General features: G+C 46.1%; 12 protein-coding genes. 1 reads left to right on the top strand and 11 read right to left on the bottom strand.

Translation table 11 applies throughout. The annotated features are described in order from the left end of the window. Positions 1-52: 52 nt before the first annotated feature. The 7 genes from nqrF to V2P20_RS13080 form a co-directional block, all read right to left on the bottom strand. The gene (gene nqrF / locus V2P20_RS13110) at positions 53-1,273 is read right to left on the bottom strand and encodes an NADH:ubiquinone reductase (Na(+)-transporting) subunit F (RefSeq protein WP_331819008.1); all 1,221 of its coding nucleotides are present in this window, start codon (positions 1,271-1,273) and stop codon (positions 53-55) included. Positions 1,274-1,285: 12 nt separating this feature from the next. Beyond that, positions 1,286-1,894, bottom strand: a complete 609-nt coding sequence (nqrE, locus tag V2P20_RS13105; RefSeq protein WP_331819007.1) for an NADH:ubiquinone reductase (Na(+)-transporting) subunit E — start codon at positions 1,892-1,894, stop codon at positions 1,286-1,288. After that, entirely contained in the window at positions 1,894-2,574 is a 681-nt protein-coding gene (locus V2P20_RS13100) for an NADH:ubiquinone reductase (Na(+)-transporting) subunit D (RefSeq protein WP_331819005.1), read from the bottom strand. The genes nqrE and V2P20_RS13100 overlap by 1 nt, the downstream gene beginning before the upstream one ends. Beyond that, entirely contained in the window at positions 2,571-3,422 is an 852-nt protein-coding gene (locus tag V2P20_RS13095; RefSeq protein WP_331819003.1) for a Na(+)-translocating NADH-quinone reductase subunit C, read from the bottom strand. The genes V2P20_RS13100 and V2P20_RS13095 overlap by 4 nt, the downstream gene beginning before the upstream one ends. Then, positions 3,415-4,614: an NADH:ubiquinone reductase (Na(+)-transporting) subunit B gene (locus V2P20_RS13090; RefSeq protein WP_331819001.1), complete on the bottom strand. Its 1,200-nt coding sequence runs from the start codon at positions 4,612-4,614 to the stop codon at positions 3,415-3,417. Before V2P20_RS13090 ends, V2P20_RS13095 begins: the two co-directional genes overlap by 8 nt. Next, positions 4,614-5,969, bottom strand: coding sequence for a Na(+)-translocating NADH-quinone reductase subunit A (locus V2P20_RS13085; RefSeq protein WP_331818999.1), 1,356 nt, complete (start codon positions 5,967-5,969; stop codon positions 4,614-4,616). The genes V2P20_RS13090 and V2P20_RS13085 overlap by 1 nt, the downstream gene beginning before the upstream one ends. 310 nt (positions 5,970-6,279) lie before the next feature. Then, positions 6,280-7,887 carry a protein adenylyltransferase SelO family protein gene (locus tag V2P20_RS13080; protein ID WP_331818997.1) on the bottom strand — a complete coding sequence of 536 codons (1,608 nt, stop codon included), beginning with the start codon at positions 7,885-7,887 and terminating at the stop codon, positions 6,280-6,282. Positions 7,888-8,801: 914 nt separating this feature from the next. On the opposite strand from V2P20_RS13080, the gene V2P20_RS13075 reads away from it, so the two are divergent. Then, a complete protein-coding gene (locus V2P20_RS13075; RefSeq protein WP_331818995.1) occupies positions 8,802-9,941 on the top strand; it encodes a D-alanyl-D-alanine carboxypeptidase family protein in 1,140 nt (379 codons plus the stop codon). 294 nt (positions 9,942-10,235) lie between these two features. Here the strand turns inward: V2P20_RS13075 and galE are convergent, their stop codons facing one another. The 4 genes from galE to V2P20_RS13055 are packed head-to-tail and all read right to left on the bottom strand — an operon-like array spanning position 10,236 to position 13,572. Beyond that, positions 10,236-11,285, bottom strand: a complete 1,050-nt coding sequence (gene galE / locus V2P20_RS13070) for a UDP-glucose 4-epimerase GalE (RefSeq protein WP_331818993.1) — start codon at positions 11,283-11,285, stop codon at positions 10,236-10,238. A 15-nt stretch (positions 11,286-11,300) separates the two neighbouring features. Continuing rightward, the gene (locus V2P20_RS13065) at positions 11,301-12,143 is read right to left on the bottom strand and encodes a transporter associated domain-containing protein (RefSeq protein ID WP_331818991.1); all 843 of its coding nucleotides are present in this window, start codon (positions 12,141-12,143) and stop codon (positions 11,301-11,303) included. After that, positions 12,140-12,601, bottom strand: coding sequence for an rRNA maturation RNase YbeY (gene ybeY, locus V2P20_RS13060; protein ID WP_331818989.1), 462 nt, complete (start codon positions 12,599-12,601; stop codon positions 12,140-12,142). The genes V2P20_RS13065 and ybeY overlap by 4 nt, the downstream gene beginning before the upstream one ends. Beyond that, positions 12,601-13,572, bottom strand: coding sequence for a PhoH family protein (locus tag V2P20_RS13055; protein ID WP_331818987.1), 972 nt, complete (start codon positions 13,570-13,572; stop codon positions 12,601-12,603). Before V2P20_RS13055 ends, ybeY begins: the two co-directional genes overlap by 1 nt. Positions 13,573-13,577 lie beyond the last annotated feature (5 nt).

Genomic DNA, 13,577 nt, shown 5'->3' with positions numbered 1-13,577 from the left:
AACCCTCCCCCGCAAGAAACTTGTCCTTGCGGGAGAGAATTCTATGTCTTACTTAACCGCCAAAGTCATCCAGGAAGATATTCTCTGGTTCAACGCCGTTTTCCAACAGCATGTTGATGACTGAGGAGTTCATGATTGGAGGTCCGCACATGTAGAACTCACAATCTTCAGGCGCCGGATGGTTCTTTATGAACTCTTCAAAGAGTACATTGTGAATAAAGCCGGTATAACCTGTCCAGTTATCTTCAGGTAATGGGTCAGACAGAGCTACATGCCATTCAAAGTTGTCATTTTCTTTGGCCAGCATGTCGAAATCTTCAACATAGAACATTTCGCGTTTGCTTCTTGCGCCATACCAGAACGTCATCTTGCGTTTGGACTTCAGCCTGCGCAGCTGATCGAAGATGTGGGAACGCATAGGCGCCATACCCGCACCGCCACCAATGAAGACCATTTCGGCATCGGTGTCTTTGGCGAAGAATTCACCGTAAGGACCGGAAACGATACATTTATCGCCTGGTTTCAAGTTAAAGATATAAGAAGACATGATGCCTGGCGGCACGCTATCCGGGGCGCCTGGAGGCGGCGTCGCGATACGCACGTTCAGCATGATTTCTTTTTCTTCAGGATAAGAAGCCATTGAATAAGCACGCAAGGCCGGCTCTTTTACGTCGGAGACATAACGCCACAGGTTGTATTTATTCCAATCCTCATGGAATCTTTCTTCGATGTTGAAATCACTGTATTTAGCCACATGCGGAGGACATTCGATCTGAATGTAACCGCCTGCGCGATACTTGATTTCTTCACCTTCGGGCAATTCCAGCACCAGCTCTTTAATGAAAGTCGCTACGTTGTGGTTGGATTTAACCGTGCATTCCCATTTTTTGACGCCGAAAACATCATCTTCGACTTCAATTTCCATGTCATTTTTAACTGTGACCTGGCAAGAGAGACGCTCGCCTTCAGCTGCCTCACGTTTGGTAATGTGCGATGTTTCAGTCGGCAGAATTTCACCGCCGCCTTTGTGCACTTTTACTCGACATTGAGCACAAGTACCGCCGCCGCCGCAAGCCGATGGCACAAACAAGCCGTTATCAGCCAATGCCGTTAACAATTTCGACCCCACAGGCACATGAATTTTCTTTTCATCATTGATCAGAATTTCTACGTTCCCGGAGGCAACCAGTTTATTTTTTGCGCCGATAATCACAAACACCAGCGCAATCACGATAACCGTGAAAATAATAATACCTAATGCAATTTCCAGCATTATGTTACCTTTTTATAATTGGATTCCAGAGAAAGCCATGAAGCCAAGCGACATCAGACCCGCAGTAATAAATGTAATACCCAAACCTTGTAAGCCGGCAGGAATATCACTGTATTTCAGTTTTTCGCGTACACCGGCAATAACCGTAATGGCCAATGCCCAGCCGAAACCACTGCCGACACCGTAGGTAACACTTTCAGCGAGGTTGTAGTCACGCTCAATCATGAACAGACTACCTCCAAGGATGGCGCAGTTCACGGTAATCAACGGCAAGAAGATACCTAATGCCGAATACAAAGCCGGGAAGAATTTGTCCAGAATCATTTCCAGAATCTGTACCAATGCGGCGATCATACCGATACAGCTTAATAACGCTAAAAAGCTCAAGTCCACACCGGTGATGCCCATCCATGACAGCGCATCTTCTTTTAACAGCGTATGGTAAATAATATTATTGGCAGGAACCGTAATGGTTTGCACAACCATTACCGCGATGCCCAATCCCATAGCTGTTGAAATCTTCTTGGAAACCGCCAGGAAGGTGCACATGCCCAGGAAGAACGCAAGAGCCAGGTTTTCAATGAAAACCGCTTTTACAAATAAGCTAATGTAAGCTTCCATTAGTGATGCCCTCCTTCACCGTGAGCAATCGACATGATTTTGAAATCCGCTTGTTCAGCTTGCTCAGGTTTGAATTGACGAATAGCCCAAATTATCAAACCAATGATAAAAAACGCGCTAGGAGGCAACAACATTAAACCGTTAGGATCATACCATCCGCCGTCTTTTGATAAATGGAATACTTCAAAGCCCAGCAATTTACCTGAACCCAGAGTCTCTCTAAAGAAAGCTACGGTGACAAGAATCAAGCTGTACCCCAAACCGTTACCGATGCCATCCATAAAGCTTGCTATAGGCGGATTTTTCATCGCATACGCTTCAGCGCGGCCCATAACGATGCAGTTGGTGATAATCAAACCCACGAATACGGACAATTGCTTGCTTACTTCGAAAGCAAATGCCTTCAGAATTTGATCAACCACGATTACCAAGGATGCAATAATGATCATCTGCACGATAATACGAATACTGCTGGGAATATGGTTTCTGATGGCGCTGATCGCCGCGCTTGAACAAGCCGTCACGGATGTCAGTGCGAGCGCCATAATCAACGATGTAGACATCTGGGATGTTACTGCCAAAGCAGAACAAATCCCCAGAACCTGCAACGTAATCGGATTGTTATTGACCAATGGTTCGGTCAATACTTTTTTTGTTTCGCCAGTTAATACTGCACTCATGATTTATTCTCTCCAGCCTTTCTTACTTTATTTAAATACGGCGCAAAACCTTCATTGCCCATCCAGTATTTAATAAGATTGCTTACACCATTACTTGTTAAAGTCGCGCCGGCCAAACCGTCCACTTGGTATTCAGATCCCGGTTTATTCTTGTCCACTACACCTTTAACCAAACCTAAAGCAGGCTCTCCGGATGTAGAATAAACTTTTTTACCGTTCCACAAGGCACGCCAGTTGGGATTTACAACTTCACCGCCCAGGCCCGGTGTTTCGGCTTGATCATAAAAGTTAATGCTTTGCACTGTCTGTCCATCAGCTGCTAAGGCAATAAATCCGTACAGCGTTGACCACAAGCCATAACCATTCACAGGCAGAATAATGGATTGAATATCGTCGCCGTTTTTGACTAAGTAAACTTTAGCAATTTTGGCTTTTGTACGAATGTGCGCAATATCTTTATCAGCAGGAATAGCGATACTTTGCGCAGGATCTTTTGCCGCTTTACGTTGATCGTAAGTTGCAACATCGATATTTTCTACATAGTCACCCGTTTCAATATCAACCAATTTGGCTTCAATCTGTTCCTGGAAAGCTTGATCGATGTCAGTATCGGCTTCCAATAAGCCCGCTACATCAAGAATATTCTTCTTCATGTCGAGCTCTTTATTGCCGAATTGCAATGGCTTCAATGCAACGGCAGCGAATGAAACCAAGACCGCGCAAAGCAAACACAGAGACAAAGCAATAGCAATAGTTTTTTCCAAGCTATCATTGCTCAGCGCCAGAATTTTATCGCGGTAAACTTTAAATTTTTCGTAATGTTCACATTTTTTAACTGCGTTAGGCATGACGTTTCACCCTTCTTCTAATGTTTGCCTGAACGACAAAATAATCAATGATCGGTGCAAACATATTGGAAAACAGAATCGCCAGCATCATGCCTTCAGGGAAAGCAGGATTGATAACGCGAATGATCACTACCATCACACCAATTAATAGTCCATATAACCACCGACCTGTATCGGTTACAGCCGCTGTTACGGGATCGGTTGCCATATAGACAGTACCAAAAGCAAAGCCGCCTAAAACCAGATGCCAGTACCAAGGCAATGCAAACATCGGATTAGTTTCACTGCCTATGATGTTCAATAACAACGATGACGCTATCATGCCGATCATGACGCCAACCATGATTCTCCAAGATGCCACACGTGTATAAAGCAGGAATGCAGCGCCAAGCATAATGGCGAAAGTGGATGTCTCGCCCATGGAGCCAGGAATAAAGCCAAAGAAAGCCTGCAGCCAGCCATAACCTTCTTTAATCGCTTCGACGCCGCCTGCTGATGCAAGGCTCAGAGGCGTTGCCGCAGTAAAACCGTCTACAGCGACCCATACAGAATCGCCTGACATGGAAGCAGGATAAGCGAAGAACAAAAATGCACGGCCAGTTAATGCCGGATTCAGAAAGTTTTTGCCGGTACCGCCGAATACTTCCTTGCCGATAACGATGCCGAATGAAATACCCAAAGCGACTTGCCATAAAGGAATCTCAGGAGGCAGAATCAATGAATACAACATTGATGAAACCAGGAAGCCTTCGTTAACTTCATGCCCACGCACTGTGGCAAACAAAACTTCCCAAATACCGCCGACAGCCAGTGTCACAATGTAGACAGGCAGGAAGTACAGAGCGCCATGAACCAGGCATGACAGTGGGTTATACGGGCTGTATCCGAATATCATCATGGGGATACTGCGCCAGTTATCCGCCTTTTCCAGCCCCATTGTTTCCATAGCCACGTTGGCTTGATAGCCTGTGTTATAGAAAGCCATCAAAATACAGAAAAATGTTGCTATCACAACAAAAGTCATGGTTCGTTTCAGGTCATTACCATCACGAACATGCGTTGTGCCGCGTGTTACATCAGAGGGTGTATAGATGAAAGTATCCACCATCTCATAGAGACCGTAGTACTTTTCAAACCTGCCGCCTTTTGTAAAATGCGGCTCTATGCTATCTAAGAAATCTCTAGCCGACATTATCCTTCCTTCTCAATTTTAGTTAAATTCGCTCTCAGCACAGGACCGAAGTCATGTTTGCCCGGATCGACAAAAGTTAACAAGGACATATCTTCCTCATTAAGTTCCAGACAGCCCAGTAATTGAGCCTGATCCGTATCGCCTACCACCAGTGATTTCACTAATGGCGTAGGTAAGATATCCAAGGGCATCACGGTCTCATAAATGCCGACAGGAACAATCGCCCGGTTGCTGCCATTTTTGCTTGTTGTCAATGGAAACTTGCGGCCGGTTTTGCGATCAACGCTTGAGGTATAAACATCCAGCGCAGAGTATTTATCTTTACCAGGAACAATCCAGCCGAATAATTCACGCGCGCGGCCTTCTTGCAGTGCTGAAACCTGATTACTGTAATAACCTAAATAGGCAGCCCAGTCTGCTGCTCTGTGTCCATACAAAACAGAACCTGAAACCACGCGGCTCTCAACGCTCTCATCCAACTCGCCGGCAACCAGGTCCTCGGTATTGGCACCGACACGGGTACGAATCAGTCTTGGATTTTTGACGGTTGGCCCCGCTAATGACACAACTCTTTCAACATTCAGCTTGCCGGTTGTAAACAACGCGCCAATTGCCATCACGGCCTGGTAATCCAGATGCCAGACAAACTTTTCCGCGTTGACAGGATCGATGAAGTGGATATGCGTGCTAGGCAACCCTGCAGGATGCGGACCTGAAAACTCGGCAACAACCACTGAAGGCGTATTGCCTGTGGCGATATCGGCGCCGGTAGCCTTGCAAACATAGGTTTTACCGGCCGTCAGCTTGGAAACAACAGCTAATCCATTGGCAAAATCATTGCCGCGCGCCTTAATGATAACGACGGGATCGGCCGCTAAAGGACTGGTATCGATCGCCGTTACGAAAATGGAATGAGGGGTGCTGTCAATCGCTGGAATTTTTCCATACGGACGTGTACGCAAGGACGTCCACAGGCCTGATGCCAACAAATTTTCTTTAACCTGTTCCGCTGTTAAATCATTTAGCTTGGACTCTTCATATTTTGTGAACGACTCTTCCGCATTTCCTTGCAGTTCAATCACGACTGATTGTAAAGCCCGTTTAGCACCCCGATTGATGGCTTTCACAACGCCCGCTCCAGGCGAAGTAAAATTAACGCCAGGATTTTTCTTGTCACTGAAGAGTATCTGGCCTAGTTTGACCTTATCCCCTTCACTGACCATCATAGTAGGCTTCATGCCTACATAATCCATCCCCAGGACGGCAACGGACTTAACCTCATTGCCATCCTCAATAACTTGTTTGGGCCCCCCAGTTATGGGCAAGTCCAAACCTTTTTTAATAGTAAATTGCATAGTTAATAAGCCTATTCTCCAAGCAATGCTGTAAAACTTCCCCCCTATTTTAAGAACGGCAAAACAAGAGGCATATTAAGACATAAAACAGCGGCATTACACCATAAAATCAAGCTTTTCTCAACAAAGACCGACTGATACTGTATGCTTTTATTGCACAATATAACCAATTTATTTTTGTATATTAGAATATATTAAAATATAAATTCCATTACATATACCCCCTTGTTTTTCCGATGTTAATGTTATTCTATAAATCCATTACAAACCGCTAAAACACCTAAAAGCCAATAGACCCGATCGACCTTGTCTATGAACTGCATGATAACATCGAACAACCGGCGCGTTTCCTTGCCCAATCCGGACGCTTTACAGCAAACGCTTCCTTGCCGACCTGTTCATCATACGGATGCCGCAGCAACTGCAGTAACTCATCAATCATTGAATAGTCGCCCTGCCCGGCTTTGTCGATAGCCAATTGAGCCATGTAATTTCGCAGCACATACTTAGGATTGGCGGAATTCATGCGCACTCTTCTTTCCTGATCCGGCGTTTCTTCCTTCTGGATTCGCCGCATGTAATTTCTTAACCAATGACCAATGCGCTCTCTATATTGAGGAGTTAATTGCTCCGGCACATAATAAGCTTCCATCAGCGGCATTATCAGTGCTTCATCACTGTCATCCTCAGGCAGTCTATTATCGATCTTCATCGTGGCCAGCTTGCGATAGAAAATAGTCATATCCGTTTCAACCAACTGTAATATAGCCAATAATTCCGTGCTTAATGAATTGTCAAAGGCTCTCAAGCCCAACTTACCGGCCATCATATCCTGCCAGCCTTTCTCAAAGCTTTCAGCATAAACATTGATCGCCTGTTGCATCAGATCGGCTTGTTCGATCAACGGATAAATGGCATTGGCCAATTGCGCCAAATTCCAGAAAGCGATCTGCGGCTGGTTACCGAAACGATAACGGCGCGTTGAAGCATCGGTCGTGTTGGGCGTCCAGTCAGGATCATAATTCTCCAACCAACCATAAGGCCCATAGTCAATAGTGAGCCCGAGGATAGACATATTGTCAGTATTCATGACGCCGTGAACGAATCCAACGCGCTGCCAGTGCACAATCATCTCGGCTGTCTTACGGCAGACTTCCTCAAACCAGGCCAGATAAACCGCTGGCGAAGGCTCGCCTAAATGCGGAAAGTCAGTTCGAATCGTGTAATCCACCAGCTCTTTGAGCAGTTTGATATCGCCGCGCGCCGTAAAAATCTGAAAACTGCCGAAACGCGTAAAAGAAGGGGCCACCCGGCACACGACAGCTCCCGGCTCAGCCTTTGGATTGCCGTCATAGAACATATCCCGAATCACGCTCTCGCCGGTCAATGTCAAGCTCAAAGCCCGTGTTGTCGGCACGCCCAGATGATGCATAGCTTCGCTGCACAAAAATTCGCGTACTGACGAGCGCAATACAGCCAGACCGTCTGCCATACGCGAATATGGCGTAGGGCCGGCGCCTTTGAGTTGCAAAACCAACCGCCGCCCTTGACGATTGAGGACTTCGCCCAGATTGATAGCCCTCCCATCGCCAAGCTGCCCTGCCCAATTACCGAATTGGTGCCCGCCATAACAGGTCGCATAGGGCTCCATGCCCACCGACAATCTGTTGCCTGTAAATACGTCGGCAAAATAATCCGATTCACAAATTTCTGGAGCCAAATCCAGCTGAGCTGCAACTTCTCTGGAATAGGCAATCAGTTTTGGCTTGGCGACCTTAGTCGGCAGCACACGGGAATAACAGGCGCCAATCACCTGACGGCGATTATTTGAAACATCAGGGTCACCAGGCAACTCGCGGATAAAACGGTTATCAAATAGCAACGCATCAAGGTGAGTAATTTTTGGCATGGAATTCATATTGAAATATTAATCGCAAAAAAGAAAAAGAATCATGAGCTTTTCTGATTATTTTTTCTTACAAAGTTAAAATTTGAAGCTATTTTATTGAAAATCAATAAAATTTAAAAATAACTTATTGCTTGCAATAGCAATAATTTTAGAAATCGTCCTTAATCTGAATATCTGTAAAATCCACAAATTTTGTGCAGACAGAATTAAAGAATATGCTTATATGATCAATTAGGCATGAACCTTAAGAAATTCTTGGCATTAAACTCATAATTAATTGAGGCCGCACATTATCTTTAGTAAAAATATCAACGATAATGATAACAACGCGTTTTTTTTAATTGTTCAAACAATGCATGCAATTGCATTGCCCTCAGGAAGCGCGTAACTCTTCATTAAATGAAAAGTTAGTATAAAATCATCTTAACTTCGTCACCATGCCTTACTCATAGTGAACTAATACCTGGAAATTAATTAAACATCGCGTGACATAAATTAACTCACAGGTACGCCGCTAAGATAAATTAAATATACTTTATTGTTTTCACAGGCATTTTCTAATAAAAAATGTACTTAACCGGAAATTTCAAGCCAATTCCGGCGGTGATATATAGTTCACGTGGGATTTGGCTAAAAATTACTTCCAAAATTTGAATCTTGCATAGGATTTGCTGACCAGGAGCAGGCGCTTTAAGCGATGCAGTGAAGCGCCATTACTCGCGGGCGATGCGCCTCCCTTCGGCTGCGCTCAGGATAGGCCTTACGCCGGCACATCCTGCTACTAATCAGGGAAATTATTTACGACCGAATCCTTGGTATAATGTGGATTTAAATTTCACTTATATTATCGATTAGTAAAAGCAACCCGCAACCATGCGTTAACTATTGATTTCATTAAAAAACCAGATTCTCTATTACTAAACGTGAAATTTATTCGACTTATTTTATTGCCATTCCTTTTGTTTTTCGTATCTGAAATCAGTTACGGACGGCATTCCGCCATTGTTATCGATGCCGATAACGGCAGCATATTGCACGAAGTAGAGGCCAACCAGCGCTGGTTCCCGGCATCCCTGACAAAAGTCATGACACTTTACATGACATTTGATGCTTTAAAAGAAGGGCAAATTAGTCTGCATGATACTTTGACTGCTTCCTGGCATGCGGCACGGCAGCCTAACAGTAAACTAGGCCTGAGGCAGGGAGAGACACTGACCGTCAGGGATGCTATCTTAGCCGTAATCACACGCTCTGCGAATGACGCAGCTGTCGTTCTTGGCGAAGAACTGGGAGGAACCGAAGAAAACTTCGGTGCAATGATGACTGCAAAAGCACGCTCATTAGGGATGAGCAGCACTCGATTCATGAATGCAACCGGGCTTCCTAATGATCTGCAAGTCACCACCTCGCGGGATCTTGCGATTTTGGCATGGCGGATCCAGCGCGATTTCCCTGTTTATTATCAATTTTTTTCTGCTCAAAGTTTCGATTACAAGGGCACCACTTTGCGCAGTATCAATGCTTTCGTGAAGAATTATCCTGGCGCCGAAGGCATGAAGACCGGCTTTACCTGCGGATCGGGCTATAACCTGATGGCATCAGCGCATCAGAATGGTCAACGACTGATCGGCGTCGTATTAGGAGGAATGACCAGCAAGGAACGCTATCAGCTAATGACTCAGATCATGGATGCCAGCTTTGCGAAAAGATTTAGCGATAATCCATCAAGAGATATTTATTCCATACGAGCCAACTCATTCAGCCCTCCGCCTTATCAACTTGGTTGCGGCAGCCACCGTGCGACATCAAGTCTGTTAGCGCAAGGCGACGATATCAGCAGGAATATGAGTCATGCCATACACCCCAGAAAGATCCATCACGTCAAGCGCCTGAACAAAGTCAAGCATACGAGACAAGCCGCGCACATAAGCAAAACCAAAAGCGCAGCCAAAACCAGAAAGGTAAGCAGAACCAAAACTGCGTCTAAAGCAAAAAGCGCAACTAAAACAAAGACTACGGCCAAAACAAAGAGCGCGAGCAGAATCAGGAAAACAAATAGCTAGGTCCGCCTGCTGGAATTCGCAAGGAAGCGAAAAAAGTATCTATCAAGACTTACGCAGTCTGCCTGTTCAACTACCGCAGCAAGCAGTTTTAAAACCTGCAGGGAGGGACGGCTTCAGTCGCCCATTCGAGTATAAAAGGCGACTGAAGCCGCTCCCACAGGCTTGCGTAAGCCCTGCTTATTACGAGATCGCCCCTAAAGCAAGGGCTCGTAACACAGGTTCGGAAAGGTCGGATAAATAGAACAGATCAGTTTTGACGGAGCGTTAGTTCAGCAATGCATTAAAAAGCAAAACCTAAACATACCCTTGCGGATTTTTGCATTGCCAGTTCCAGGTATCTGCAACCATATCATCAAGATTTTTCTCTGCCTTCCAGCCAAGTTCTTTGTACGCCAACTCAGCATTGGCGAAATATTCGGGAAGATCCCCTGCTCTGCGCGGACCGATTTTATAATTTACTTTCCGTCCCGTTACTGCTTCGAAAGTTTTTATAATGTCGAGAACGCTATACCCTCTGCCCGTACCGAGGTTATAAGCCTTGCAGCCGCCTGACTTGAATTTTTCACTCTGTAGCGCTTCCAGCGCCTTGATATGGCCTTTAACCAGATCAACCACATGAATATAATCCCTGACACCGGTACCGTCCCGGGTCGGATAATCATCGCCGAAGACGGATAACTGCGCCAATTTACCGATCGCCACTTGCGAAACGTAGGGCATCAGGTTATTGGGAATACCGTTGGGATCCTCGCCGATCAATCCGCTCTCGTGCGCACCGATCGGATTAAAATAGCGCAGTAAGGCAATTTTCCAGGGTGATTGCGCTCCGTTGATTGCATCGGCCGCCGACAGGTCGCGCAGAATCTCCTCAATCATGAGTTTGGATCGGCCGTAAGGATTGATCGCGCCCAGAGGAAAATCCTCGACATACTGCACAGAGGTAGATTCACCATAAACGGTCGCGGAAGAACTGAACACCAACTGCTTAACGTTGGCTTCGGCCATCGCTTCAGCCAGTACCATCGTGCCGTATACATTATTATGATAATAACTTAACGGCTGCCTGCACGACTCGCCTACGGCCTTTAATCCGGCAAAATGCATGACGGCACTGATGGGTTCCCGGTCAAAAATTTCTGTTAATGCCTTCTTGTCACGAATATCGGCTTCGTAAAACTGTAGCGTTTTACCGGTTATTTGCTCCAGCCGGCGCAAAGGCTCCACCTTGCTATTGGATAAGTTATCGACGATAACAACCTGATAGCCGGCCGTAAGCAATTCAACACAAGCATGGCTGCCAATATAGCCAGTTCCCCCTGTGACCAATATCGTTTGTCCATTCATGCCCGCGACCTCTCGTTAGTCAATTTTTTTCAACTTTATCAAATGCAAGCGCCGATTATCGGCCCTGATCACTTCAAACCGCAGATTTTCGACAACCAGGCTTTCGCCTTTTTTAGGCATATGCTCCATCTGGCTGACAATAAACCCGCCAACGGTATCGTACTCGTCAGTTGCCAGATGCGTGGAGAAATACTCATCGAATTCTTCTATCGGCGTCAAAGCTTTTATCATGAACTCGTTTTCATTACGCTGGGAGATATACCCTTCATCTTCCTCCTCATCGTATTCGTCTTCGATTTCACCGACAATCTGCTCTAACACGTCTTCAATGGTGATCAAGCCGGCCGCCAAGCCGTATTCATCTATCACGATGGCCATATGATCGCGGTTAGTACGGAATTCTTTCAGTAAAACGTTCAGACGCTTGCTTTCCGGGACAAAATTGACCGGACGCATGATTTCTTCAATTTTAAGATGCTTATTCTGCAAGGCATGCGCCAAAAGATCTTTCGCCAATAAAATACCGACGACTTTGCTGCGGTCATCTTCAATAACCGGAAAACGTGAATGCGCTGATTCCAAAACCAGCGGAAAGATGGTGTTGAGCTCGGCATCGCGTGGCACTACTACCATTTGGATACGCGGTATCATAATATCCCTGACGCGCATTTCAGATACTTGTAAAACCCCTTCAATCATGGACAAAGCATCGGTATCCAACAATCGTTTTTCCCTAGCTTCTCTCAAAACCTCAAGAAGGTCATCCAGATCCTGCGGCTCCCCGGTCAGCAGATGGCTTATTTTATCAACCCAACTCTTCTGCGGGGAGTTTCTACTTGGGGGTTGCTCATCACTCATGCTTTTACTACCTCAATATAAGGATTATTTATATTCAATTTTTTGAGAATTTCTATCTCTTTAGCTTCCATCAGCTCGGCTTCGTCATCATCGATATGGTCATAGCCCAACAAATGCAATACACCGTGCACAACAATATGCGCCCAATGGTGACCTAGCGGCTTATGCTGTTCGCTCGCCTCCCTGGCCACAACCGGCGCACAAATCACCAAATCGCCCAGCAAATTCAATTCAATGCCGTCCGGCACTTCAAATGGAAAACTGAGAATATTGGTAGGCCCTTTTTTATGACGGTATTGTTCGTTGAGCTGAGCGCTTTCCGCCTCATCGACAATACGGATGACCATTTCGATGTCCTGATTGACATCTTCAAGCGCTGCATCAACCCACACCTGAAGTTGCGCCTCATCCGGCTGGCCTTCCGATTCAAAAACGCGCTGGATGTCTATCTGGTTCATCAATTCGCCTTGTGCTTGTTCTCATACGTTTCATAGGCCGAAACGATACGCTGCACCAGAGGGTGCCGGACGACATCGCGCGCATTGAAAAAAGTAAAGCTGATGCCTTCAACATCCTTCAAAACCTCAAGCACATGCCTTAAGCCGGACATTTTTTCGGAAGGCAAATCAATTTGCGTCACATCGCCCGTTACTACGGCAGTCGAACCGAAACCGACACGGGTTAAAAACATCTTGATCTGTTCCATAGTCGTATTTTGCGCCTCGTCCAGAATAATGAACGCATCGTTGAGCGTCCGGCCGCGCATGAACGCCAGCGGAGCCACTTCGATAACGCCGCGGTCGATCATTTTTTCAACACGCTCAAAACCGAGCATTTCATACAGGGCATCATAAAGAGGGCGCAAATACGGATCGACTTTTTGCGCCATATCGCCGGGCAGGAAACCGAGTTTTTCGCCGGCTTCCACGGCTGGACGCACCAGGATGATTTTTCTGACCTTCTCGGTTTGCAGCGCTTCAACCGCACAGGCTACAGCCAGATAGGTCTTGCCGGTCCCGGCAGGGCCGACGCCGAAGTTGATGTCATGCGACATAATTTTTCGCAGATAATCCTGTTGATTGGCTCCGCGGCCTTTCAAGATGCCGCGCTTGGTTTTGATCAGGACATTCGGTTTATCCGGCTCTTCAGGCGCAGCCAAAATCTGTTCTATAGAAGCATCCTGCATGGCCAGATGGATCAATTCGGATGTCAGCGGTTCTCTTTCGGTGCTTTCGAACAATTTCTGCATGACTGCGCAAGCCGCTTTTACTGAACTGTCAACGCCGGTCACTTTGAAATGGTTGCCGCGATTGGCGATTTCAACCTGAAGGCGGGCTTCAATCTGCCGCAAATGAGAATCGAACTGACCACAAAAATTAGAGAGCCTGACGTTATCGGCAGGCAACAGGGTAATTTCCTGAGTTGTCATAACAG

The sequence above is a fragment of the Methylobacter sp. Wu1 genome (assembly GCF_036553575.1).
In the GTDB taxonomy this organism is placed as follows: domain Bacteria; phylum Pseudomonadota; class Gammaproteobacteria; order Methylococcales; family Methylomonadaceae; genus Methylobacter.
This window is presented reverse-complemented; position numbering and strand designations above follow the sequence as displayed.